The sequence below is a fragment of the Pedobacter endophyticus genome (assembly GCF_015679185.1).
Lineage (GTDB): Bacteria > Bacteroidota > Bacteroidia > Sphingobacteriales > Sphingobacteriaceae > Pedobacter > Pedobacter endophyticus.
The window spans coordinates 2,575,522-2,599,127 of sequence record NZ_CP064939.1 but is presented as its reverse complement, the minus strand read 5'-3'; the positions used below and the strand labels follow the sequence as shown (position 1 = coordinate 2,599,127).

The following is a 23,606-nucleotide window of genomic DNA, read 5'->3' as shown; positions in this document are numbered from 1 at the left end:
ATCGTTCGATAACTATCGGATTCACCTCCTTATACTTTCGAAGAGTTATTCTTTCTTAAAACCATATTTTTCTGCTCGTTCCTCATAGTATTGTTTTTTAAAATCAATGTCCTCATCAATTTTTGGAATATCTAGTTTATCCAATAGTTCGGTAAGTGTTTCAAACGCATTTTTACTTACGACAGTTTTTAAATAATCTTCGGCCATTTTTGATAGCGTAAGGTTATTTTTCAGTGCATATTGCTTGGATCTAAGTAAAATGGTCTTATCAATTGTTAAACTAACCCGTTTTTCATATAATCAATATACGCATTAAAGTTAAATATGCGTATCAGACACTTTCGACATCAAATTATGGAATTTGTGCTCATTTAGGATCATTAAATAAAGTCAACCATATGAAAGCGCCGATTATTATTTTGTTACTCTGTATTCTTGGTGTCAAGTGCTGGTCACAAACTGAACCTGTAATAAGGATGAGGTGTTATGTAACGGTACCAGAACACCAGCCGCTCTGGGTTGTTGTATTTAAGAAACAAGGTTACATCCTAAAGCAATCGTCGGCACAACTAATCAACCCGAATACAATTGAGAACCTTAACGTTTTGAAAAATGCTGCTTCAACTGCACTATATGGCAGCCGGGCGGCCTACGGAGTTGTTATAGTAACGATCAAGAAAGCGGCATCCCGAAAAGAATACAAACGCCTGAAGCCCTATCTGGAGCGAAAACGTTATTTCCTTAAACCAATATAAATTTCTACTTCCGAATTTTCTCCTAATTGCGATTTCTCACCATAAACTTCAAAATCAGCATCGTAAGTGCGGTAAAGCGCCACGTTGTTCGCCCAAATCTCTTCCCAGGTTTCTACAACCGATTCGGGTATCTTGCCTTTAGCGGTATATCTTAAAAGTCTGTCATTTTTAATTTCTCTACCCACAAAACCAGCCGGAACATTAGCTAACGAGCTTACACGATGCCCAATAATGGCCGTGTACTTGCCTGTGTAGTCGCTCTCATAATCTGTGTAGATCACATACACATCCTCGCTTTCTTTATTGGCGATTTGGCTTGAGATTTCATCGGTATAAAATTGCTGCCAAAGCTTGCCCAGATCGGTAGCTGCCTGCTGGTTTTGATTGGTCGTTTCGACAGAGATGCCGATAATCTTGAAGTTTTCCATTGCTCGGATTTTCGGCTAAGATAATGTTTCTGCGAGTGAAAATAGCGCTGAATTAAAGCGATGTATAGTCTTCGGCTATCATAATACAAATCGATTTCAAAAAAGCCATTAAACATGCGCTAAAATCAGTCAAATCATATGCTTACCTTTGTTGCAAATTATGCAGGGCTTAGTTATAAAATCTACGGGAAGTTGGTACAGCGTTCTGGCCAATAATGGCGAACGTTACGACTGCCGTATTGTGGGTAAATTTAGAATTAAAGGGATTAAGACAACCAACCCAATTGCAGTGGGTGACAACGTTAAATTCGACCTTGAAAGAGATAGTAACCAGGGGATTATTAATGAGTTATTGCCGCGGAAAAATTATATTATTCGCAAGTCAATTAACCTGAGCAAGCAGGCGCAGATTCTTGCTACAAACTTGGATATGGCTATTTTGCTGGTTACGCTGGCATCGCCGCGAACTTCGCTTGGCTTTATCGATCGTTTTTTAGTTACGGCTGAGGCCTATGATGTTCCTGCAGTTCTGGTATTTAATAAACTTGATTTGTTTAGTAAAGAGGGGCTTGAGATTTTAGAGGAGTTTAAGGATATCTACCAAAAAATTGGTTATCCGTGTTACCAGGTTTCGGCGTTAAAGGGCATCAACATTCCAGTTATTCAAGAGCTGATTACGGATAAGATTACCCTGATTTCGGGTCATTCGGGCGTAGGAAAATCGAGCCTGATTAATGCTTTGTTGCCCGACAGAGATTTGCGCACCGGAGAAGTTTCCGATTGGAGTGATAAAGGTCAGCATACAACCACTTTTGCCGAGATGTTCGAACTGCCCCAGGGCGGTTTCATTGTAGATACGCCCGGAATAAGGGAATTGGGCATCATCGACATCGAAAAAGAAGAGCTTGGGCACTTTTTCCCCGAGATTTTTAAAACTTCGCACAATTGCCGTTTTAATAATTGCCGTCACGTAAACGAACCCGGATGTGCCGTTTTGGAGGCAGTTAACGATGGCGACATCGCCGTGTCTCGATATGAAAGCTATTTGAGCATTTACCACGGTAACGATACCCGGCATTAAGCAGAAAGGTTATAGACTAAAGCATAAAGCAAATTTTTACGCTTAGCAAAATTGAAATCTTTGTGTACTTTGTGCCCTTGCGGTTAAAAAATAGATATGAAATTTAAACTAGGAGATTTTGTTCGTTTTGTTGATGAAAAACGTGAAGGTTATGTAACGAAAATTATCGATACACAAACTTTGGGTGTTACCGATGAAGACGGTTTTGAGATACCTGTAGCGATCAGCAATTTAACATCAGTTCATGGCCATGGTGCGGCTGCCGAAGAGGTTACGGCACCAAAGCCGATTGAAGTGAATATTCCGTTAGTAAGCAAGATTGAAAACGGAATTTATATAGCTGCGGCCACCGATAACAAAGTTGGGAATGTGGTTCATTTTCATTTGTATAATCAATCGCCAAACGTGCTGTTGGTAGGTTTAACAACCGAGCGGAAAGAGAAATACGCAGGAACATTTCATGGTGTGGTTGAAGCTTATCAATCAAGCTTGGTTTATTCTGCATCGTTAGCTGATCTTGATATTTGGCCCCAATTTACCTTTCAGATCATTATTTTTAGCAAGGCTGATGTAAAACCTGTTGATCCGTTGGTTATTAAGAAGAAGTTTAGAGCCAAGGATTTTTCTACCGAACAAAAAGAATTGCCGCAATTGAATAATAAGGGATGGCTAATTCGCCTCGACGATCTTGCGCCGATAACAATCGATGCGCAGAAACTGAAAGAAAGCTTTTTTAAATCTGCCGACGAAAAAAGAACGGTAGCTATTCCGGCAAAAGAAATTGATCTTCATATCGAAAAGCTTAGAGACGATCATCACTTTTTAGAACCAGATGAAATTCTGCAAATTCAGTTGAACTACTTTCAAAACGCCCTCGATGCAGCCATTGTTCATCATTTCGATAAAATGACGTTTATACATGGCACGGGAAATGGAACATTGAGAAACAAAATTCACAAACTGATTAGCAAAAACCCACATATTAAAACCTACATGGATGCCATGAAAGAAAAGTTTGGCTACGGAGCAACCGAAGTGGTTTTTAAGTAATCCGCTAGCTTCGAAAGAAAATAATTTGCAATCTCAAGCGGAATCGTCATTTTGAGCCCCTGACCGGACGGGCAGGCAGACTAGCAAGTTTCCTTCCTGCGTCGTCTGAAATGACAGAGGTCTTGAATGGATTCGTCATTTCGAGCGCAGCCGAGAAATCTGTTTCCAAAAAGCACTAACCGCTAATGCTGAACGAGATTTATAATCTCGTCTTAACTAATGCTGGATTTAAAATCCAGACTAGCGGATGAAACTAAATGGATTCGTCATTTCGAGCGCAGCCGAGAAATCTGTTTCCAAATAGCACTAACCGCTAGTGCTGGTCGATTTATAATCTCGTCTTAACTAATGCTGGATTTAAAATCCAGAGCTAATGGACTCAGGATTACAAATCCAGACTAGCGGATGAAACTAAATGGATTCGTCATTTCGAGCGCAGCCGAGAAATCTGTTTCCAATAGCACTAACCGCTAATGCTGGTCGAGATTTATAATCTCGTCTTAACTAATGCTGGATTTGAAATCCAGTGCTAAACGAGTCAGGATTGCAATCCGACCCCAAAGTTAAAATTCCAAAATCAACACGCTTGCATTATTGCTTAACGCTTCTAGTTTTACTTCTTCTAAATCCCAAAGCGCCAAAGCGTCTCTTTCGTGCATCAATCTGCCTTCAATTTCCAACGTGCCTGCAATAACAAAGCAGAAAAAATTGCGCTCTTTGCTTTGTAGCCTGTAAATTTCTTGGTTTCTTTCGGCAAAGATACCTGCACTCACTTTAAACGGTAATTTCGGGTGCGAAATAATCTCAATTAGTTTGTTCTGGTTTGCATCGAAATCAAAATTGAACAACATTTCGCTGGCACGAAGCAGGAACATATCCGTTCTAATACCAATTTGCAGGTAGTTTGTTGTCTCCGTCAAATTTCGGTTGCTGATTTCCAATACCTCGCCTTTGCCAAGATTGAGCACTTGCGCCTGGCCTGTATCAACAGCACATTCCTTATTACCCTGAACAATATTTAAACCGCCGGTAATTGGGAAAAACAGCTGGTAAGAATCTTCTGTCGAAAGGAAAAAGGCAAGCTTTCCGCCCACTATAAACTCATCGTTGCAAATAAACAAATTGCCAAAAGGAAATGTATGCTCGCTGTTGAACTTTTCGAAGTTAAATGTACTGAATCGCTTTAAAACAGACGTTTCGGTTAGGCCACGCTGATCGGCCGAAAATACTTTCCCGGATGTACTTATCATAATCACTCAATATTTTGGATCGGTAAATATCAATAAAATGCGACAGTTTCAAGCCTACTAAAAGCATTTCGTTGGCCTTACGCTTAGCCTGCTCAACTAACAATCGATTATCGATAGTGTGGTCTGCAATTTACCCATTTAAACAATTAAACAGATACGCCATTCTAACAATTAAACAATTTGAAGATCAAACAATTAACCGCCAGTAACTTTTAGCAAGTACGAAATTTCGTTTTATAAAAGAATAAAACTAGCTTTGCCGCTATTAATGAAACACCTCGTTACCATATCATTTGTACTTTTTAGCTTAACGCATTTGGCCAACGCCGAACGTGTTGAGGGGCTAAGGATATTGCACGAATATTGTAAAGAGCACAGGATCAGTATCAACGCAGCCGACGAAACGGCCGTTCAGTTTAAAGAGCACCCAGATTCTTATTTTTTATCGGCTACAAATTTTGCTTTAGCGGGCACTCAGCCACAGTTAAAAAGCATAAAGTACGGCCGGGCAAATCAGGTTATTGTTGATTTGGCTGTAACAAGGAAGCCTAAAAACAACAGTCCATAACACTTTCTCCCAATTTCTTTACAGTACAATTAGCGCCTATTTTTTTAACCACAACTGCCAAACTGACTTACAAAAAAGCAGTGGCTTAGTTGTTGTAACATACAGTTTTTTAAAATACAATACGAATATATAATGTTAGGATTTTTAGCGAAGATTTTCGGAAGTAAATCAGAAAGAGATATAAAAACCATCCAGCCGATGGTTATCAAAATAAATGAAGAGTACGCAAAGTTGGCATCGATAAGCAATGATGAACTGCGTGCTAAAACAATAGAATTTAAAGATAGGATTTCGAGTTTTTTAACAGATATCGATGGCAGGATTTCGGCTTTAAAAACCGAGGCCGAGAGCGATGAGTTAGATCTGCACCAAAAAACAGCAATTTACGATCAGGTTGATGCTTTAGGTAAAGATCGCGATGCGGAATTAGAGAAAGTGCTTTTGGAAATTCTTCCGGAGGCTTTTGCAGTAGTTAAGGAAACTTCACGTCGTTTAAGCGAAAACGATTATTTGGAAGTTACCGCTACACAATTTGATAAAGACTATGCTGCCCGCAAAAGCAATGTAAAAATTGTTGGCGATAAGGCACAATGGGCCAACAGATGGGATGCCGCCGGAACAGAAGTGGTGTGGAACATGGTGCATTACGATGTACAGTTAATTGGTGGTATTGTATTGCACAGCGGTAAAATTGCCGAAATGGCCACAGGTGAGGGTAAAACATTGGTGAGTACATTACCGGCTTATTTAAATGCACTTGCAGGCCAGGGCGTACACATTGTTACGGTGAACGATTACCTTGCCCGCAGGGATAGTGAGTGGAACGGACCCTTATTCGAGTTTCATTGTTTAAGTGTAGATTGTATTGATAAGCACGAGCCAAATTCGGAAGAGAGAAGAAGAGCCTACGCGGCAGATATCACCTACGGAACCAATAATGAATTCGGTTTCGATTACCTGCGTGACAATATGTCGCAGACCCCAGACCAACTGGTACAACGCAAGTTGCATTTTGCCATGGTCGATGAGGTCGATTCAGTATTAATTGATGATGCACGTACACCATTAATTATTTCTGGACCGATTCCGCATGGCGATCAGCACGAATTTTATGAGCTAAAGCCGCGTATTGAGTGCCTGGTAAATGCGCAAAAAGCATACGTTTCTTCGGCTTTAAACGAAGCGAAAAAATTGATTAATGCAGGCAACACCGGAACCGAAGAAGGCGAGGGTGGTTTGGCCTTATTGCGTGCTTATCGTGGCTTGCCAAAAAACAAAGCCTTAATCAAGTTCTTGAGCGAAACCGGCGTGCGTGGTCTGTTGTTAAAAACAGAGAATCATTACATGGCCGATCAGTCTAAGAACATGCCGAAGGTAGATTCTGAACTCTTCTTTTACATCGACGAAAAAAATAATCAGGTAGAATTAACCGAAAAAGGTATTGAGTTGATTACCCAATCCGGAGAAGATCCTCACTTTTTTGTACTGCCCGATGTTGGTACCGAGATTGCGGAATTAGAGAAATCGAGCTTGCCGCTGGATGAAAAAGTGGTTCAAAAAGATGCTTTAATGCGTGATTATTCAGTTAAGGCAGAGCGCATTCACTCAGTTAACCAATTATTAAAAGCCTATACTTTGTTCGAAAACGATGTAGAATATATTGTTGATGAAGGCAAAATCAAAATTGTTGATGAACAAACAGGCCGGATCATGGATGGCCGCCGTTACTCAGATGGCTTGCACCAGGCAATTGAGGCAAAAGAAAACGTTAAGGTTGAAGATGCTACCCAAACGTATGCAACAGTAACCTTGCAAAACTATTTCCGTATGTACCACAAGCTTTGCGGTATGACGGGTACTGCAACAACAGAAGCAGGTGAGTTTTGGTCGATTTATAAATTAGATGTTGTTGAGATTCCGACAAATAGGGTCATTTCGCGACAAGATCATCAAGATTACGTTTACCGTACCGTTCGCGAAAAGTATAACGCCGTGGCATCCGAAATTCAGTTCCTGGTTTTCCCATATTCACATTACGAAACCGAATACGAGCTTGATAAGGATGGTAATGTTAAACAAAAAGATGGAAAGCCAGTAGTTAGATATGATGCAACGGGCAGGGCAGTACCTAAATTAGATAGCAAGGGCGCATTAATCCCTGCCCTAAATCCCGAAACTGGTCAGGTACAGCCAAGGGCTGGTCGTCCGGTGTTGGTAGGTACCACCTCAGTAGAAATTTCAGAGTTGTTAAGCCGTATGCTTAAGCTCCGTGGAATTAAACACAACGTATTAAACGCGAAGATGCACCAGAAAGAGGCCGATATTGTGGCCGAAGCTGGTCAGGCAGGTACCGTAACTATCGCCACCAACATGGCCGGTCGTGGTACCGATATTAAGTTGGGTGCAGGCGTTAAAGAAGCCGGTGGTTTGGCTATTGTAGGTACCGAGCGTCACGAATCACGTCGTGTAGACAGGCAGTTGCGCGGTCGTGCCGGTCGTCAGGGCGATCCCGGTTCATCTCAATTCTTCGTTTCGCTTGAAGATAACTTAATGCGTTTATTTGGCTCAGAGCGTATCTCGAGCGTTATGGTGCGTATGGGTATTGAAGAAGGTGAAGTAATCCAGCACTCAATGATTACAAAATCTATCGAGCGTGCCCAAAAGAAAGTAGAAGAAAACAACTTTGGTATTCGTAAACGCTTGTTGGAGTACGATGATGTGATGAACTCCCAACGTACCGTAATCTACGCTAAGCGTAAAAATGCTTTATTCGGCGAGCGTTTGGATGTTGATATGAACAACATGGTTTTTGATGTTGCAGAAGACATTGTAACTGAATACAAAGAAGAAGCAAATTACGACGGCTTTAAGTTAGAAGTAATCAAAAACTTTTCTTTAGATACACAAATTACCGAAAAGGAATTCGCTTCGACGAATATTACCACGCTGACCGAAAAGTTGTTTGAGGAAGCAGAAGCATTTTATACGCGTAAATCAGAAGCCATTATTCAACAATCGTTGCCGGTTTTAACACAGGTTTACGAAGAACGCGGACAACATATTGAACAAATTGTGGTTCCGTTTACCGATGGCATTCGCGGAATACAAGTAGCTGTTGATTTGAAAAAGGCAATTGAGAACAAGGGCAAAGAAGTTGTTCGTGCATTCGAAAAAACAATTGTACTCGCTTTAATTGACGACAGCTGGAAAGAGCACTTACGCGAAATGGACGATTTAAAACAATCGGTTCAAAACGCGGTTTACGAACAAAAAGACCCATTGGTAATTTATAAAATGGAAGCTTTTAGCTTATTCAAAAACATGCTAAATGCCGTAAATAAAGAAGTGGTGAGTTTCTTGTACAAAGGAGGCATTCCCGTACAGCAAGAAGCTGATGATGTGAGAGCAGCACCGGCACCAGTTAAACAGCCTAAATTGCAGACCACAAAGCAAGAATTTGGGCATGAAGAACCAGGTATGGAGTTTAGCGACACGAGAGAGCCTGTTCCGCAACAACCAATTCGCAAAGAAGCAACCGTAGGGCGTAACGAGCCTTGCCCTTGCGGAAGTGGCAAAAAGTTTAAAAACTGCCACGGCGCTCATATCTAATAATTAAATAATGAACACATTATCAAGGTTTTGGCTTTTGCCAAAACCTTTTTTGTTTAACTAAATTTTTAATTGTAAGTTTTAATTTTATCTCCTGAAACGCCTAAATTCTCAGGCTGTTTAAAAATACTCCCTAAGTTTTATTGTAAGTCAAAAAGTCGATCAGGGAATTGCCATGCGGTTTTTTTCGATTGATTTTTTATGATAATGGAGCTGAAAAACCACAAACAGGGCGTAACCGAAAAGCCTTTAGAGTAGGGAGAAATAATAAACACACAAACAAATGAAGAGAATTTTTAACGTTGTAGCGCTGTCTGCAGCACTATTACTTTCGAGCTGCGCCACAATTTTACCGGAACGAGGCAGAATGTTCAAATCAACTCAAATCCACCAGCTGCCGATATCGAAGTTGATGGCGTAAAGGTGGGTAAAACACCGATGGCCGTTTCTTTGAAGAAGGGATTTACCGGACAAACTTTAACCCTGAAGTTAGATGGTTATGAAACAAAAACCATGCAACCCACCACCACATTCAATGCCGTTGCTGTTTTAAACTTTTTCGGCCTACTGGGCTGGGGCATCGACGCCGCAACCGGGGCGATGATGAAGTATGATCCAAAGGTTTATGAATTTACACTTGACGCGAAGAAATAGACTCCAATAATCTATGAACCTGAGTTCGGTTAATAAAGCCTGTTCTGGGTTGTATTGGCTATTTACCATGACCTGTCGTCATCCTCAGCTTGACTGAGGATCTTAATGCAAAAATAGCGCATAATCGAACTCAGGTTATCGAGTCAAAAAGCCGAATTTCGAATGAAGTTCGGCTTTGTTGTTGTTAAGTTAATTTAGTATTTTTGATATATGGAAACATTAACCATACAAATTCCGGATGAGAAAAGCTCAATGGTCAAACAAATTCTTCAGGAATTTGGAGTTACCATCTTAACAGACGAGGTGCCTTCCAAAAAGCCGTCGAGCTTTGCCGGCATTATTTCTAAGGAAACTGCCAAACAACTTCTGTTGGATGTAGAACGAAGTCGTCGAGAATGGGAAAGAGATATTTAATTGATTCCAACACATTAATAGAGTACATTGGTTTATTACTTCCGCCAGCAGTACACTACAAAGTCGCTGATTTAATTGATGAAGAGCTTATTTTGGCATCCCTTCATTAGTAACTAGCGGTGTGTAAATCATAAAATGCCCTAGCAAATGTCACCCTGAGCGGAGTCGAAGGGCAATTGCACGAAGCTTCGATTTTGTCTTAAACGTAGCCGATACGCTCAGCCTGATAAATCACCGATCTTACATAAATCTTACCATTTGCACAACCCATAAAGAATGCCGAATTTTGCAACAAGTTCGGCATTCTGTTTTGTAAACAAATTGCGACTCGCCGAGGTTTATTACACATGAAAATAACACTTACTTTTATATTCAGCTTATTTTTGTTTACCACATCTTTTGCACAAAGAGGAAAAGTAACCGTTATAAAAGATCCTTTAATTGATAGTTTAATAGCTAAACGTGCCGAGGTGTACAGAAATACAGGCGAAATTAGCGTGGGCAAACCGATTGTTTCTTCATATGGTTATCGTGTCCAGATTTTTTATGGGTCCGATCGGCGAGAGGTTTTCAACCAGCAAGCGCATTTTAAAAGCCTCTATCCCAAATTAAATACCTATATTATTTACAAAGAGCCGAACTATTACGTTCGCGTTGGCGATTTTAGAACCCGATTGGAAGCACAGCGCTTAATGAGCGAAATCAGGCCAACTTTTCCCACCCTTTTTATTTTTAGGGAAAAAATAAATGCACCAACTTTAGATACCACAACAACTGATGATCAAAAATAAAATTCAAGAATTAGCCGCCTCTATTTACGAAGAAGTTGTCGGCTTTCGCCATCATATACACGCCAACCCAGAGTTGTCATTTAAGGAATTTGAGACATCGTTGTTTATCAAGGACAAGCTTACCAAATGGGGAATTGAATTTACCAGTTGCGCCAACACAGGCGTTGTAGGCTTAATTAAAGGCAATAAACCGTCAGACAAAGTGATCGCTTTGCGTGCTGATATGGATGCTTTGCCGATACACGAAGCAAACGACAAACCGTACGCCTCGAAAAAACCTGGTGTAATGCATGCCTGTGGACACGATGTACATACTTCATCGCTGTTGGGAACGGCTTATATTTTAAACCAAATGAAAGATGACTTTGCTGGCACCGTAAAGTTGATTTTTCAACCGGCCGAGGAGCTCCTTCCGGGTGGCGCAAGCATTATGATCAAAGAAGGTGTGCTCGAAAATCCGAAACCCGATTACATTGTAGGCCAGCATGTAATGCCTTTAATCGAAACCGGTAAAGTTGGCTTTCGTTCAGGTATTTATATGGCATCAACAGATGAACTTTATGTTACCGTAACCGGAAAAGGCGGTCATGGTGCCCAGCCGCATCAAAACGTCGATCCCGTATTAATTGCATCACACATCATTGTCGCGTTGCAACAAATCGTTTCGCGTAATGCCGACCCCCGTTTACCGTCGGTACTATCTTTTGGAAAAGTAACCGCAAATGGTGCAACAAACATTATTCCGAACGAAGTTAAAATTGAGGGCACTTTCAGAACCTTGGACGAGGATTGGAGAGCGGAGGCACATAAAAGGATGAAAAAAATGGCTGAAGGCATGGCTGAAAGTATGGGCGGAAGCTGTGATTTCGACATCCATAAAGGCTACCCTTTTTTAATCAACGAAGAAAAGCTTACCGCCAATGCCAGATCATTTGCCGAAGACTTCTTGGGTAAAGAAAACGTCGTCGACCTTGACATTTGGATGGCCGCAGAAGATTTTTCTTTCTATTCGCAAGTAACTGATGCCTGTTTCTACCGTTTGGGGACGGGTAATGCAGCCAAAGACACCCAATATTCGGTACATACGCCGAGATTTGATGTGGACGAGGATGCATTGAAGATATCGACCGGATTGATGGCTTTTATTGCATTGAAGCAATTGGGGAACTAAAACAGTCGAGAAAAGCAAGGTTATCATCCCCCAACCCCCTTCGAAGGGGGACGGCAACTTTGAAAGTAAATGGGAAATTGAAAGAACATTGACCTCATAACGTTTGCGGTGTCAAAATTTTTAAGGCACAATTCCATTTCCCCCTTTGAAGGGGGCAGGGGGATGAGGTTGTAAAGTTGACCAGATGGATAACGCTTTGTCGCCTGAGGAAATCAAATACATAACTGATTACCATTAAAACGCAAGGAACTTTACTCCTTCTTACACTTTCTTTAATCAGGCACCGTTTTTGTCAATACCATAAAGCATGAAAAAAATACTAGCATTTTTAATATTCGCGTCGCTGTTTCACAACAGTTTCGGGCAGGAAATTCCACGTTTTAACCCCGATACAATAAAGACCATTACCCTCGATTCTGTAGTGAACATTAAGGCCGAGCGCTTAAATATCGAAACTTTCATTAACAGGGTGGTTAACGATACCTCGTTTTACGAGTCGTTTCGCGATATGAAGCGCTACAGTTTTATTGCCGAAAACCGCATTTACAGCTACGACAAAAAGAATAAAGTTGACGGAAAAATTTATCGAAAGATCAGACACAATAATGCCGGCCAATATAAAATGGAATATCTGGTAAAAGAAGAAAGTGGTAACCTTTACAAAAAGAACGGCAAATACCAGTTGTACACGATCGAAATGTTCGATTACATCTTTATGAACGCCTACAATACCGATTTTGTTCCCAACGCTTCAGCGGGCGATGGCAAGGGAGGTACAAACGAAAGTTATAAAAACAAGCTGAAAACCCTTATTTTTAATCCTGGCCGCCCCGTAAAAGTTCCGTTTATAGGCAGTAAAACCGAAATATTTTCAGCCAATATGCGCCAGTATTATGATTACTCGTTCACCAGCGGAACTTATTTGGATTCTATCCCCGTTTATCGTTTCAAAGTTGCCGTTAAACCCGATTTGAGCAGCTGGACAAAGGACGGCATTATGATTAAGGAACTAGTTACCATATTTGATAAAAGAAACTTTAACATCCTTGGCCGGTATGTTGACATGAAATACAGTAACATGCTGTTCGATTTCGATGTGCAGATGAACATTGAAATGGGCTACTTCGGCGAAGATAAGCTCCCTACAAAAATCACCTATCAAGGCAATTGGGATTACCCTTTCAAAAAAGAAGAACGGGCGAGTTTTTTGATTGTGCACAAAGATTACAAACTCGAGAAAGCGAAGTAGCTATTTTTCCTGAAATATTTTTTATTAATAATGTTTGTATATTTGTTTAAAGGAGGTTAAAATGGAAAGGATTGTTTTAGAAGTTGATAGTGTGGTAGCCAAAAAATGGCGCAGTCTTTCTGCATCTCAACGTTCATTATATGAGAAAGCCTTATCAGTTTTACTGCAACAAAACAAACAGACGGAGTTTTTAAAATTGTTAGATAGCGCAGGTAAAATTGCAATGGCTAATGGTTTAACCGACGAAAAATTAGCACAATTATTAGATGAAAAGGATTAAAGTTTTTGTTATTGATACGAATACTTTAATAAGTGCATTTCTTTTACCTCATTCTACAAGGCGTAAAGCAATTGATAAAGCAATCTCGCATGGAGTTGTTGCTGTTTCTAATGATACTATAAACGAATTTTCGGACACCTTTATAAGATCAAAATTTGATAAATATATTAGTCTTGAATTAAGGTTAGAGATTATAGAAGAATTCAAATTTATAGCAAAATTAGTTAAACCTAATATTCTGGTTTCAGCTTGTCGGGATCCTCGAGACAATAAATTCTTAGAATTGGCAATTTCGGCTAACGCAAAGTATATTATTGCCGGCGATGACGATTTATTAGTTTTAAATCCGTTTGAAAATATTTCAATTGTTACTGCGTCAGTATTTTTGAATATTGATTTATAAATATGAAAAGAATATCCCAATTATTTTGTGCGCTTATTGCCTTGTCTATAAATGCAAACGCCCAAATTTTAACATCAAAACAAATCGACAGCGTTGTCGAGAAAACCCTCACTACTTTCAACGTTCCCGGGATAGCTGTTTCCGTTATTAAAGATGGAAAAATTGTTCATTTGAAAGGATATGGCGTAAGATCGATCAAAACAAACCAGCAAGTTGATGAAAATACGCTTTTCGGCGTAGCATCAAACACCAAGGCCTTCACCGCTGCCGCATTAGGTATGCTAGTTGATGAGAAGAAGATTACCTGGGATACAAAGGTGACCGACGTGATCCCCGAATTTAAGATGTATGATGCCTGGGTAACCAGCGAGTTTACTATTCGTGATTTGCTAACCCACCGCAGTGGCCTCGGCCTCGGTGCAGGCGATTTAATGATCTGGCCAGATTCATCAACCGTAACCAAAAAACAACTCATCCACAACCTCCGCTATTTAAAACCCGTTTCTTCCTTCCGTACCAAATACGATTACGATAACCTCATGTATATTTTAGCTGGCGATGTCGTTGCGAGGGTTTCAGGCAGTACATACGAGGATTTTATAGAGACCAGAATTATAAAACCATTGGGCATGACAAAAACTGCGGCTTCGTGGTACCGCTTAAAAGACAGGTCGAACGTAATTGACGGGCACGCACCTTACCAGGGTAAATTGCTGCCAGTAGGCTTAAGTTTCGGTGAAGTGGCAAATGCAGCCGGCGGCATCTACTCCAGCGTTACCGATATGAGCAAATGGGTAATGGCGATGATAAACGGTGGAAAATATGGCCAGAATTTGGACAAGAAGCTGTTTAGTGATGCCGTTGCAAAAGAGCTGTGGACTCCTCAAACCATTATTGCCGGAGGAAATTCCGCCAGCTTCAGTAGCTACGGCCTTGGTTGGTTTTTAAGCAATGTAAACGGCAACTTTCAGGCTACGCACACTGGCGGTTTATCTGGTATTGTTACGCAGGTTACCATAATTCCGGCAATGAAACTCGGTATTATCGTTTTAACAAACCAGCAATCAGGCGCTGCATTTAATGCCGTTACAAATTCAATCAAAGATGGTTATCTAGGTATTAAAGGACAAAACAGAATAAAGACCTACAACGACAACAGACTTAGAAACGAAAAGGAAGCCGACGATATTGTGACCAAAGTTTGGGCCGATATTAAAGCGCAACAGCAAGCAAATACGACCAAAATTGATCCCAAAAATTATTACGGAACCTTTCACGATGCCTGGTTTGGCGATGTAACCATTAGCGAAGTAAACGGCAAAATGCATTTCGAAGCGAAGAATTCTCCAAAACTGCGAGGCGATATGACGTTTTACAAAGGAAATACGTTTATAGTGAAGTGGTATGACAGAAGTTTAGATGCCGATGCTTTTGTTAATTTTACGCTCGACAAAAATGCAACCGCCGATGGCTTAAAAATGGAAGCAATTTCTCCATTGACAGATTTTAGCTTCGATTTTCAGGACCTGGATTTCAAAAAGATGGGAAACAATTAAATCAACTTATACAATATGAAAACCCTATTAAAAACGAGCATTGTACTTGGCCTTTGCCTAATCGCATTTACTTCAATGACATTTAAACCAAAGCGAATCATCTTTTTTGGCGATTCAATTACCCAGCAGGGCGTATCCAAAAACGGTTACGTAACCTTGATCAAAAAAGCGTTAGATTCTACAAAATACAATGTAATCGGTGCTGGTATTGGCGGCAACAAGGTTTACGATTTATACCTGCGTTTAGAAGATGATGTATTAAACAAGAAACCCGATTTGGTTGTAATTTATGTGGGTATTAACGATGTTTGGCACAAGCAAACCTCGCACACCGGCACAGACTACGATAAATACTTTAAGTTTTACCAGGCGTTAATTAACAAAATTCAGGGCGTTGGCAGCAAGGTAGTTCTGGTTACGCCTTCAGTAGTTGGCGAAAAGAAAGATGGAACAAACCAGCTCGACGCCGATTTAAATAAGTATGCTGCCGGAATCAGAGAATTGGCTACGAAGAACAACCTTCCCGTTTGCGATTTGAGAAAAATATTTGCCGATTACGAGGCCGCCAACAATCCCAACGATTTAGAAAAAGGAATTTTAACAAAAGATGGCGTGCATTTAACCGATGTAGGTAATAAGCTGGTTGCCGATCAGTTGTTGCCTTTGGTGAAATAGCTGATAAACAAAATCGTCCTTGCGAGCCGAAGCATTGGCTTGTGGGGCAGCGTGAAGCAATCTTTAAGAAAAGAAACAATAATGGAAAGTGGAGGAGCAGTTTATATTTTAACGAATTTTACTCATACCACGTTTTATGTAGGAGTAACATCTGACTTATTATTTAGGATTAAGGAACATCGAGAGAAAGTTTATCCAAATTCTTTTTCTGCTAAATACAATACCACCAAACTTGTTTATTTTTGTTCTTATACATCAATTGAAGAGGCGATAGCTGAAGAAAAAAGAATAAAAGGGGGAAGTAGGGCGAAAAAGATAAAATTAATCAATTCCGTAAATCCCGATTGGAAGGACTTTTGGGAAGTTGTAAAAGAATGGTAAGCATCAAAGCTTAATAGCAAAGTAGATTGCTTTCCCGAGAAATCGGGGGCTAGCTGTCGTTCCCCCTAGAAATGACGTTAAGGTCATCTTCCTTGCGAGCCGAAGCGTTGGCTTGTGGAGTAGCGTGAAGCAATCTTTTTAAAACAAACATAAAGCAAAGTGGATTGCTTCGTCGTGCCTCCTCGCAATGACGAACAAAAAATATGATAAACCGCGAAACGATAGATAAGATAATGGATACCGCCCGCATTGAGGAGGTAGTTGGAGATTTTGTGCACTTAAAAAAGCGTGGAACCAGTTTAATAGGCAATTGTCCGTTTCATGGCGAAAAAACACCGTCTTTTCACGTATCTGTAACCAAGGGCATTTACAAGTGCTTTGGTTGTGGCAAGGGTGGCGATTCCGTTCGCTTTATCATGGATCATGAAAAATATTCCTATCCCGAGGCACTTAAATTTTTAGCCAACAAATACAACATTGAAGTTGAGGAAACAGAACTTAGTCCCGAAGCTGCCGAAGCTCAAAGTGCCAAGGAAAGTTTATATATCGTATCGCAATATGCAGCGGCATTTTTTGTAAAGCAACTTTGGGAAACTGACGAGGGAAAGGGAATTGGGTTAAGCTATTTTAAGGAGCGGGGTTTTCGCGAAGATATTCTCAAAAAATTCGAAGTCGGCTATTCGCCCGATGTTTGGGACGCCATGACCCAGAGCGCAACCAATGCAGGCCATAAGCTCGAATTTTTAGAAGCTACGGGCTTATCGATCAAGAACGACAACGGAAAAATATACGATCGTTTTCGTGGCCGTGTAATGTTCCCCATTCACAATTTTACCGGCAGGATTATTGGCTTTGGTGGCAGAACCCTGAAAACGGATAAAAACGTTCCAAAATACGTCAATTCGCCCGAGAGCGAAATTTATCATAAATCGAACGTTCTGTATGGCCTCTTTCATGCAAAAAAAGCCATTCGCGACCTTGATAACTGCTATTTGGCCGAAGGCTACGCCGATGTACTGTCTGTTCATCAGGCGGGCATCGAAAACGTGGTGGCCTCATCCGGAACGTCCTTAACTGTAGAGCAGATCAAACTTATTGGGCGTTTTACCCAAAACATTACCATCCTGTTTGATGGCGATGCCGCAGGTATAAAAGCGTCGTTACGGGGACTCGATATGATTTTGGAAGAAGGGTTGAATGTAAAAATTGTTTCCTTTCCCGATGGCCACGATCCCGATTCTTACATGCACCATGTAGGCGCCGGCGCATTTAAGACCTATCTCGAAGAAAACCGGAAAGATTTCATCATTTATAAAGCCAACGTTTTGTTAAAAGATGCTGGCGACGATCCGATCAAGCGGGCCGGAATAATTCGTGACATTGTAGAAAGTATCGCCAAAATCCCCGATCCAATAAAAGCTTCCGTATTCATTCGCGAATCCAGTAGTCTGCTGCAAATCGAAGAGCAAATACTAATGGGCGAACTCAACAAGATGCGCTCGGCCAAGGTGAAGAAAAGTTTTGAGAGCAATCAGCGAAGTAGTTATAACAACGCCAGCAAGAGTTCCTATTCTTCAGGGCCGCCTGAGCCGCTCGGCCCACCAGACGATTTATGGGATGATAATGCGGGCCCATCAGGTTACGGTGAAAAGGTAAGTGATACTGATGAGATTCAGGAAAAGGAAATTGTTCGGTTACTGCTTGCTTACGGGCACGAATTTGTTAACTGGGACAATATTGATGATATGTATATCGGGCCATTTATTATGCAGAATTTGGCCGATGTGGAGTTTGAAGACCCAATGTGCAAAAAGATAATCGAAATCTACAAAACAGAAATCGACAATGGGCGATTGCCAACGGCGAATCATTTTATTAAACACCAGGAACGTGAGGTTGCAGATTTAGCCATCACACTTTCGACTTCGGAGTATGCCTTGAGCGAAAACTGGCTTAATAAACACTTAATTTATGTTAAGGACGAAAGCATGAACTTAAAGGCTACCGTTTTGGGTGGCATATTTCACCTCAAAAAGCGAAAGGTAGATAAGATATTGACCAACTTGCTAAAGGAAATTAAAGATGAAAAAGATGCCGATAATCAAATGATTTTGATGCAGCGCTATGGCGTAATCAAAGGTGTTGAAAGAGAAATTTCGAAGTTTCTGGGCTCGGTGATTGTTAAGTGATAGAAGGAGTGAATGATAGAGGGAGTGAATGATAGAAAGAGTGAATGATAGAGGGAATGAATGAGAGATTGAGTGAATGAGAAAATGAATAATTGATAGAATAGCAGAATGATTGATATAATGCAAGGTAATTTGTGAAGACGGCTATTTAAGCGTTTAATAAAATTCTTAACTTTATTTTTAAAAATCTAACAAAAACGACTCCATTCACATTCAATAATTCAAAACTCACTCATTCAAAACTCACTCATGCAAAATTCAGTATGGCGCTTCATAACAATTTAGGTAAACAGGGTGAAAACATTGCCAAACGCTATTTAGAGGATGATGGTTACGAGATCTTGGATGAAAACTGGACCTACGGCAAGGCTGAGATCGACTTAATTGCTTACAAAAACAAAATTATGGTATTTGTAGAAGTGAAGGCCCGCAGTTCAATCGCTTTTGGATATCCCGAGGAGTTCGTTCACCAGGCGAAGCAAAAGCAAATGGAGTTAGCTTCAGCTGAATATATTGAAATAATGAATCATCAAAATGATATTCGTTTTGACATTATTGCCATTACCTTTACAAAAAATAACAACTATACATTAAAACATATTGAAGATGCTTTTTGGCCCGACTATTAACCGAATTAACAAGCTAGTGCTCTTTGGAATTATACTTGGATTAGTGATTTCATGTAAAGACGAAACTCCAAAAACTTACCGAAGCTTTGTTTCGCCAATGATTGGTTTGAATATTCCATCAGGCAATGAGTTCGAAGTAAAAGTGCTGTTTGGCAACGAAAGCAAAGTAGATTCAGTTGTTTATTTAATTGATAGTGCCGTTGCCCTTTCCAAAACAGACACCAGCGCCCTGAAATTAAAAACTGCGGGGTTAAAATTGGGAAGCCATCTCTTAACCGCAAGGATTTACGAGGGTGGCAAAACTGACGAGTTAACCTCGAATATCAATATTCTGGCCGCTCAGCCGCCTGTAGAATATACCTATAAAGTAATTAAAACGCTTCCTCATGATACATCTTCCTATGTTGAAGGTTTAGAATATCATGATGGTTTTTTCTACGAAAGTGCTGGCGATTACGGCCATTCCAGTTTGCGTAAGGTAGACCCGGCAACGGGCAAAGTGTTGCAAAAAGCCGATTTAGATAAACAGTATTTTGGTGAGGGCATGACGGTAATTGGCGATAAGATTATTCAGTTAACTTATCGCGAAAAAGTTGGATTCGTTTACGACAAAGCGACCTTCAAAAAAATCGCCGAATTTCCGTACAATACCGGTAGAGAAGGCTGGGGCCTCACTTTTGATGGCAAGCAGATTTTGAATACCGACGGCTCGAACACTATATTTTTTCTTGATAAAGACAATTATTCAAAAGTAGGTTCGATAGATGTGTACGACAACACCGGCGCCATTCAAAATTTAAATGAGTTAGAGGTTATCGACGGGAAAATTTATGCCAATGTTTACACCACTAACAATATTCTAATCATTAACCCCGAAACCGGAGCGGTTGAAGGGCGAATTAACCTGATCGGCTTGTTGCCCGAAAACTACTTTAAAAACGATGATGAAAGGGCCAACAATGTATTAAATGGAATCGCCTACGATAAGGCCGCTAAAAGACTGTTTGTAACAGGCAAAAAGTGGCCGCACATTTTTCAAATTCAGTTGGTTAAGAAGTAGATCAGTTGTTCTAGCGTTGATTATTCGGATTAATTACTGCGACTTGTGCTGTTTTTTTTAACCAAGTGCCGCGTCAATTGTCACCCTGAGCGTAGTCGAAGGGCAAATCGAGAGGACTTCGACTACGCTCAGTCTGACAAAGCATCATAACCTGTAGCCAAACTAATCTTTCTTTTTAGGCTCATCCAAATAGCCATTATAAACTATTGGCTGCTTATTTACGCTGCTTGCCGTTAATGTGGCGTATCCATTTTGCGAAATATTCAGCGTAAAGCGGTAATTTTCCCTGCCGCCATCCTTTGTGTTGATTTGAATGGTATAAGCACCTTTTTTATTTTTGCTTTTTTTGTAAGTAAAATCTTTCGAGGTAAATTTTATGCCTCCTTCGCTGGCATTATAAGGGGCGCTATAGGCCCTGCCATAATAGGGCAAGTAAGCAATTACGCTATCTTTAGTTACTTTAACATCGTATTGCGAGCCGGTTAAGTTAATCATCGAGCCGCTTTGGCCACCCGGCATTGTGCTCATTATTCTGCTGATGTCGTTGTTTGCCATGGGCAATGCCGAATTGGCCACAAAGTTATAAGTTTTGTTCTCTACAATTCTGACCGTTGTCTCCTTGTCCGTTTGCGCATAGGTTTGTGTTACAAATAACAGTAAACCTATGGTCAATATTTTTTTTAAGTGTTTCATCATGTGTGTTTTAATATTCAACAAATAAATGATGCGCTGGTTTGTCTAATTCCATAATGGCGCCAAACAATAAAGCTTACTTGTACCTCTTTTTCGAGCTTTTGGCAATTGGGTTGAAATCAAGCGCCAGCTTTATCCAAAAATCCAATTCATCATTTCTGTTCAGCACATCTTCCGAAACCAAAATATACCCGCTCATCCTTTTTCCGCCCATCGTCATCTGTTCCCAACCATCTTTATCATTTAGACGCTCAATATCATCAGGGTTTAAACGCAACATCAAATCATTTTTCGACACGCCAACACACATCTTGCCATCAACCATAAAAATTAGGCCAGTAAACATTTCCTTTTCTTCAACATCTGGCAAATGCATCAATTTTTCGGCAATGCGATTGGCCAGGGCTTCATTATATTTTCTCATCAACAAATTGTTTAAAACTAATTTACTCAATCGCTATCCTTTTAGCAAAATTCGCTCGTTAATAATTAAATTTGCAAAATGTTGTTAAGCTGTTACCAAGACGATTTTTTAGAAGCGGGTTGCGACGAAGCTGGGCGGGGCTGTTTGGCAGGGCCGGTTTTTGCTGCGGCAGTAATTCTTCCCAGAGGCTTTGTGCTCGATGGCTTGAATGACTCTAAACAGTTAACGCATGAGCAGCGGGATGCACTTCGCCCCGTTATAGAAAAGGAAGCCCTGGCCTGGGCTGTTGCCTCCTGCGATCATGAAGAAATAGACCGGATTAACATCCTGAATGCGTCTTTTTTGGCGATGCACCGGGCAATTGAAAAGTTGCATACCCAGCCCGGCTATCTAATTATCGACGGAAACCGATTTAAAGCCTATCCGCAAATTCCGCACAGTTGCATCATTAAGGGCGATGGAAAATTTTTAAATATTGCGGCTGCATCTATTTTGGCCAAAACCCATCGCGATGAATTTATGAGTAATTTGCATGATGAATATCCCCATTACAATTGGCAGCAAAATAAAGGCTATCCTACCATTGCGCACCGGAGGGCAGTAATTGAAATCGGGTTGTCTCCATTCCACCGAAAAACGTTTAACGTTAGCGATCCACAGTTAGAATTGTTTGCAAAAAACGCCTAGAATTTTGTATTTTCACACATTGTGAAAATACTGTTGATTACTAAGCGGATTCCCTTCCCGCCAAATAGTGGTTACCCAATAGTGGTTTATAACACCATAAAAGGTCTTCTACAGCTTGGCGCAGATATCACATTGTTTAGTCTTAACCCCAAAAAGTGGTACACAGAAGTAGAAGATATCTACGATCCCATTTTCAAACAGATTAAATACCATGCTGCCGATTTGGATGTTGATGTGAATGTTTGGTCTGCGTTTTTTAATATTTTCACCAACGAATCGTACACCGTTTCCCGGTATTTTAGCGATGATGTAGCCCGGCAACTCGAAAATCTTTTACGGGAAAACACATTCGACATCATTCAGTTTGAAGGTCTTTTTGTAACCCCCTATCTCGATGTTGTTAAGGCCAACAGCCATGCCAAGCTCATCTACAGAACCCACAACGTTGAATATATGCTGCTCGAGCGTTTATCAATGTCCGAAAAGTTTCTGGTTCGGCGGAAGTACCTTGCCTTTTTAGCGCAACGCTTAAAAGCTTACGAAACAGATCAAATTAACCGCTTTCATCAGATTTTTGTGATCAGTGAACCCGATCGACAGAGCATCTTACGTTTCGGCTGTAAAGTGCCGATGTCTGTTTTTCCTGTTGCCATCGACCTCGAAAAGTACAAGATCGACAAATCCAAAACCAGTTTCCCAACCTTGTTCCATTTGGGAGCTATGGATTGGCGGCCAAATCAAGAGGGGTTGGAGTGGTTTCTCGATGATATTTGGCCAGATATAGAAAAGCTGAACAAAGATCTCCGTTTCTACATTGCCGGAAAAAACATGCAAAAGCACTTTTTCGAATACGATTCGGAAAACCTGATTGTTGAAGGCGAAGTTTTTGATGCAGTAGAATTTATAAACTCCAAGGCCATTATGATTGTGCCACTGATTTCGGGAACAGGCATGCGTGTAAAAATTATTGAGGGCATGGCCATGAAGAAATGTATTATTGCTACCACCACGGCCGCCGAAGGTATTAATTGCAGGCATGGCCACGACATTCTGATTGCCGATACCGCCGACGAGTTTTACCGTTCTATTCTGCAATGTATCATTAATCCAAACCGTTGGATAGAAATCGGAGAAAATGCCCGTAAAACCGTCGAAAATGATCATGCTGTGCATTTAATCTCAACCAAAATGTTGAAGATTTATGAGGAATTGGTAAGGGCTTAGGCCGTTTGGATTGTTAGTGTCGTGTCAATCAAAAAACGTTTCAAAAGTTGTCACCCTGAGCATAGTCGAAGGGCGCTAGGTGGGCTTCGACTCCGCTCAGCCTGACACCCAACATTAAAAAGAAGCACCGTTGGCACTACACTAGTTTATCGTCGTTGTGAGGAACGATTTTTCATCGTTGCGTGGCAAACTCATTATGCCAAGCATTTTGCGCCAGGAAAATAACCACAGCTATTACCGATGAAAGACGTCAATAGTCATTCGATGAACAGCTACAAATCGTACATATTCATCGATGACTAAAATGAAATTTCCCCAAAAACCATCTAAAATTTAGCCCGAAAGATTGTCTTTTTCTTAGTACTTTTGCCGCCAACTAGATTTT

Annotated in this window: 26 protein-coding genes; 21 read left to right on the top strand and 5 right to left on the bottom strand. The window is 40.6% G+C overall.

What is annotated here, in order from left to right; translation table 11 throughout:
* Positions 1–45: 45 nt before the first annotated feature.
* A complete protein-coding gene (locus tag IZT61_RS10435; RefSeq protein WP_230383950.1) occupies positions 46–234 on the bottom strand; it encodes a hypothetical protein in 189 nt (62 codons plus the stop codon).
* Between the two features lie 242 nt (positions 235–476).
* Between IZT61_RS10435 and IZT61_RS10430 the strand changes: the two genes are divergently transcribed.
* On the top strand, positions 477–755 hold the full coding sequence (locus IZT61_RS10430) for a TonB-dependent receptor plug domain-containing protein (RefSeq protein WP_230383939.1): 279 nt from the start codon (positions 477–479) through the stop codon (positions 753–755).
* On the opposite strand, the gene IZT61_RS10425 is transcribed toward IZT61_RS10430, so the two are convergent.
* The gene (locus IZT61_RS10425; RefSeq protein ID WP_196101070.1) at positions 734–1,183 is read right to left on the bottom strand and encodes a GyrI-like domain-containing protein; all 450 of its coding nucleotides are present in this window, start codon (positions 1,181–1,183) and stop codon (positions 734–736) included. The two genes, IZT61_RS10430 and IZT61_RS10425, sit on opposite strands and share 22 nt — an antisense overlap.
* Before the next feature lie 160 nt (positions 1,184–1,343).
* On the opposite strand from IZT61_RS10425, the gene rsgA reads away from it, so the two are divergent.
* Both rsgA and IZT61_RS10415 read left to right on the top strand, forming a co-directional pair.
* Positions 1,344–2,264: a ribosome small subunit-dependent GTPase A gene (rsgA, locus tag IZT61_RS10420; protein WP_196101069.1), complete on the top strand. Its 921-nt coding sequence runs from the start codon at positions 1,344–1,346 to the stop codon at positions 2,262–2,264.
* Positions 2,265–2,360: 96 nt separating this feature from the next.
* Positions 2,361–3,314, top strand: a complete 954-nt coding sequence (locus IZT61_RS10415) for a Smr/MutS family protein (RefSeq protein ID WP_196101068.1) — start codon at positions 2,361–2,363, stop codon at positions 3,312–3,314.
* 563 nt (positions 3,315–3,877) lie between these two features.
* On the opposite strand, the gene IZT61_RS10410 is transcribed toward IZT61_RS10415, so the two are convergent.
* Entirely contained in the window at positions 3,878–4,564 is a 687-nt protein-coding gene (locus IZT61_RS10410; RefSeq protein ID WP_196101067.1) for a pirin family protein, read from the bottom strand.
* A gap of 268 nt (positions 4,565–4,832) precedes the next feature.
* On the opposite strand from IZT61_RS10410, the gene IZT61_RS10405 reads away from it, so the two are divergent.
* The 16 genes from IZT61_RS10405 to IZT61_RS10335 all read left to right on the top strand — a co-directional run bounded on the left by IZT61_RS10405 (position 4,833) and on the right by IZT61_RS10335 (position 20,193).
* A complete protein-coding gene (locus tag IZT61_RS10405; RefSeq protein WP_196101066.1) occupies positions 4,833–5,132 on the top strand; it encodes a hypothetical protein in 300 nt (99 codons plus the stop codon).
* 132 nt (positions 5,133–5,264) lie between these two features.
* Positions 5,265–8,741: a preprotein translocase subunit SecA gene (locus tag IZT61_RS10400; RefSeq protein ID WP_196101065.1), complete on the top strand. Its 3,477-nt coding sequence runs from the start codon at positions 5,265–5,267 to the stop codon at positions 8,739–8,741.
* 283 nt (positions 8,742–9,024) lie between these two features.
* Positions 9,025–9,162, top strand: coding sequence for a hypothetical protein (locus tag IZT61_RS22240; protein WP_230383938.1), 138 nt, complete (start codon positions 9,025–9,027; stop codon positions 9,160–9,162).
* A gap of 2 nt (positions 9,163–9,164) precedes the next feature.
* Entirely contained in the window at positions 9,165–9,395 is a 231-nt protein-coding gene (locus tag IZT61_RS10395) for a hypothetical protein (RefSeq protein WP_230383937.1), read from the top strand.
* 210 nt (positions 9,396–9,605) lie between these two features.
* Positions 9,606–9,809, top strand: coding sequence for a hypothetical protein (locus IZT61_RS10390; protein ID WP_196101064.1), 204 nt, complete (start codon positions 9,606–9,608; stop codon positions 9,807–9,809).
* A gap of 347 nt (positions 9,810–10,156) precedes the next feature.
* Positions 10,157–10,600: an SPOR domain-containing protein gene (locus IZT61_RS10385; protein WP_196101063.1), complete on the top strand. Its 444-nt coding sequence runs from the start codon at positions 10,157–10,159 to the stop codon at positions 10,598–10,600.
* Positions 10,587–11,771 carry a M20 metallopeptidase family protein gene (locus tag IZT61_RS10380; protein ID WP_196101062.1) on the top strand — a complete coding sequence of 395 codons (1,185 nt, stop codon included), beginning with the start codon at positions 10,587–10,589 and terminating at the stop codon, positions 11,769–11,771. The genes IZT61_RS10385 and IZT61_RS10380 overlap by 14 nt, the downstream gene beginning before the upstream one ends.
* 307 nt (positions 11,772–12,078) lie before the next feature.
* On the top strand, positions 12,079–13,020 hold the full coding sequence (locus IZT61_RS10375; RefSeq protein WP_196101061.1) for a hypothetical protein: 942 nt from the start codon (positions 12,079–12,081) through the stop codon (positions 13,018–13,020).
* 61 nt (positions 13,021–13,081) lie between these two features.
* The gene (locus tag IZT61_RS10370; RefSeq protein ID WP_196101060.1) at positions 13,082–13,300 is read left to right on the top strand and encodes a hypothetical protein; all 219 of its coding nucleotides are present in this window, start codon (positions 13,082–13,084) and stop codon (positions 13,298–13,300) included.
* Positions 13,287–13,703 (top strand): putative toxin-antitoxin system toxin component, PIN family, encoded by a 417-nt coding sequence (locus tag IZT61_RS10365; protein WP_196101059.1) that lies wholly within the window; start codon positions 13,287–13,289, stop codon positions 13,701–13,703. The genes IZT61_RS10370 and IZT61_RS10365 overlap by 14 nt, the downstream gene beginning before the upstream one ends.
* A 2-nt stretch (positions 13,704–13,705) precedes the next feature.
* Positions 13,706–15,259 carry a serine hydrolase gene (locus tag IZT61_RS10360; protein WP_196101058.1) on the top strand — a complete coding sequence of 518 codons (1,554 nt, stop codon included), beginning with the start codon at positions 13,706–13,708 and terminating at the stop codon, positions 15,257–15,259.
* A gap of 15 nt (positions 15,260–15,274) precedes the next feature.
* Positions 15,275–15,934 (top strand): SGNH/GDSL hydrolase family protein, encoded by a 660-nt coding sequence (locus tag IZT61_RS10355; protein ID WP_196101057.1) that lies wholly within the window; start codon positions 15,275–15,277, stop codon positions 15,932–15,934.
* Between the two features lie 81 nt (positions 15,935–16,015).
* Positions 16,016–16,315, top strand: a complete 300-nt coding sequence (locus IZT61_RS10350) for a GIY-YIG nuclease family protein (protein ID WP_196101056.1) — start codon at positions 16,016–16,018, stop codon at positions 16,313–16,315.
* 203 nt (positions 16,316–16,518) lie between these two features.
* Positions 16,519–18,504 carry a DNA primase gene (dnaG, locus tag IZT61_RS10345; protein ID WP_196101055.1) on the top strand — a complete coding sequence of 662 codons (1,986 nt, stop codon included), beginning with the start codon at positions 16,519–16,521 and terminating at the stop codon, positions 18,502–18,504.
* A 263-nt stretch (positions 18,505–18,767) separates the two neighbouring features.
* Entirely contained in the window at positions 18,768–19,133 is a 366-nt protein-coding gene (locus IZT61_RS10340) for a YraN family protein (RefSeq protein ID WP_196101054.1), read from the top strand.
* Positions 19,111–20,193 carry a glutaminyl-peptide cyclotransferase gene (locus IZT61_RS10335; protein WP_196101053.1) on the top strand — a complete coding sequence of 361 codons (1,083 nt, stop codon included), beginning with the start codon at positions 19,111–19,113 and terminating at the stop codon, positions 20,191–20,193. Before IZT61_RS10340 ends, IZT61_RS10335 begins: the two co-directional genes overlap by 23 nt.
* Before the next feature lie 162 nt (positions 20,194–20,355).
* On the opposite strand, the gene IZT61_RS10330 is transcribed toward IZT61_RS10335, so the two are convergent.
* Together IZT61_RS10330 and IZT61_RS10325 are read right to left on the bottom strand one after the other, a co-directional pair.
* A complete protein-coding gene (locus IZT61_RS10330; RefSeq protein ID WP_230383936.1) occupies positions 20,356–20,889 on the bottom strand; it encodes a DUF4251 domain-containing protein in 534 nt (177 codons plus the stop codon).
* Between the two features lie 73 nt (positions 20,890–20,962).
* Positions 20,963–21,310: a TfoX/Sxy family protein gene (locus IZT61_RS10325; protein ID WP_196101052.1), complete on the bottom strand. Its 348-nt coding sequence runs from the start codon at positions 21,308–21,310 to the stop codon at positions 20,963–20,965.
* Positions 21,311–21,388: 78 nt separating this feature from the next.
* Here IZT61_RS10325 and IZT61_RS10320 point away from each other — a divergent pair, with 78 nt between their 5' ends.
* Both IZT61_RS10320 and IZT61_RS10315 read left to right on the top strand, forming a co-directional pair.
* Positions 21,389–21,997, top strand: coding sequence for a ribonuclease HII (locus IZT61_RS10320; RefSeq protein WP_196101051.1), 609 nt, complete (start codon positions 21,389–21,391; stop codon positions 21,995–21,997).
* 21 nt (positions 21,998–22,018) lie between these two features.
* Positions 22,019–23,221 carry a glycosyltransferase gene (locus tag IZT61_RS10315; RefSeq protein ID WP_196101050.1) on the top strand — a complete coding sequence of 401 codons (1,203 nt, stop codon included), beginning with the start codon at positions 22,019–22,021 and terminating at the stop codon, positions 23,219–23,221.
* Positions 23,222–23,606 lie beyond the last annotated feature (385 nt).

Bases quoted from the DNA above. Each gene is read 5' to 3' on its own strand.
- IZT61_RS10430 (WP_230383939.1), top strand. From the start codon at position 477: ATGAGGTGTTATGTAACGGTACCAGAACACCAGCCGCTCTGGGTTGTT.
- IZT61_RS10425 (WP_196101070.1), bottom strand. From the start codon at position 1,183: ATGGAAAACTTCAAGATTATCGGCATCTCTGTCGAAACGACCAATCAA.
- rsgA (WP_196101069.1), top strand. From the start codon at position 1,344: ATGCAGGGCTTAGTTATAAAATCTACGGGAAGTTGGTACAGCGTTCTG.
- IZT61_RS10415 (WP_196101068.1), top strand. From the start codon at position 2,361: ATGAAATTTAAACTAGGAGATTTTGTTCGTTTTGTTGATGAAAAACGT.
- IZT61_RS10410 (WP_196101067.1), bottom strand. From the start codon at position 4,564: ATGATAAGTACATCCGGGAAAGTATTTTCGGCCGATCAGCGTGGCCTA.
- IZT61_RS10405 (WP_196101066.1), top strand. From the start codon at position 4,833: ATGAAACACCTCGTTACCATATCATTTGTACTTTTTAGCTTAACGCAT.
- IZT61_RS10400 (WP_196101065.1), top strand. From the start codon at position 5,265: ATGTTAGGATTTTTAGCGAAGATTTTCGGAAGTAAATCAGAAAGAGAT.
- IZT61_RS22240 (WP_230383938.1), top strand. From the start codon at position 9,025: ATGAAGAGAATTTTTAACGTTGTAGCGCTGTCTGCAGCACTATTACTT.
- IZT61_RS10390 (WP_196101064.1), top strand. From the start codon at position 9,606: ATGGAAACATTAACCATACAAATTCCGGATGAGAAAAGCTCAATGGTC.
- IZT61_RS10385 (WP_196101063.1), top strand. From the start codon at position 10,157: ATGAAAATAACACTTACTTTTATATTCAGCTTATTTTTGTTTACCACA.
- IZT61_RS10380 (WP_196101062.1), top strand. From the start codon at position 10,587: ATGATCAAAAATAAAATTCAAGAATTAGCCGCCTCTATTTACGAAGAA.
- IZT61_RS10375 (WP_196101061.1), top strand. From the start codon at position 12,079: ATGAAAAAAATACTAGCATTTTTAATATTCGCGTCGCTGTTTCACAAC.
- IZT61_RS10370 (WP_196101060.1), top strand. From the start codon at position 13,082: ATGGAAAGGATTGTTTTAGAAGTTGATAGTGTGGTAGCCAAAAAATGG.
- IZT61_RS10365 (WP_196101059.1), top strand. From the start codon at position 13,287: ATGAAAAGGATTAAAGTTTTTGTTATTGATACGAATACTTTAATAAGT.
- IZT61_RS10360 (WP_196101058.1), top strand. From the start codon at position 13,706: ATGAAAAGAATATCCCAATTATTTTGTGCGCTTATTGCCTTGTCTATA.
- IZT61_RS10355 (WP_196101057.1), top strand. From the start codon at position 15,275: ATGAAAACCCTATTAAAAACGAGCATTGTACTTGGCCTTTGCCTAATC.
- IZT61_RS10350 (WP_196101056.1), top strand. From the start codon at position 16,016: ATGGAAAGTGGAGGAGCAGTTTATATTTTAACGAATTTTACTCATACC.
- dnaG (WP_196101055.1), top strand. From the start codon at position 16,519: ATGATAAACCGCGAAACGATAGATAAGATAATGGATACCGCCCGCATT.
- IZT61_RS10340 (WP_196101054.1), top strand. From the start codon at position 18,768: ATGGCGCTTCATAACAATTTAGGTAAACAGGGTGAAAACATTGCCAAA.
- IZT61_RS10335 (WP_196101053.1), top strand. From the start codon at position 19,111: ATGCTTTTTGGCCCGACTATTAACCGAATTAACAAGCTAGTGCTCTTT.
- IZT61_RS10330 (WP_230383936.1), bottom strand. From the start codon at position 20,889: ATGATGAAACACTTAAAAAAAATATTGACCATAGGTTTACTGTTATTT.
- IZT61_RS10325 (WP_196101052.1), bottom strand. From the start codon at position 21,310: ATGAGAAAATATAATGAAGCCCTGGCCAATCGCATTGCCGAAAAATTG.
- IZT61_RS10320 (WP_196101051.1), top strand. From the start codon at position 21,389: ATGTTGTTAAGCTGTTACCAAGACGATTTTTTAGAAGCGGGTTGCGAC.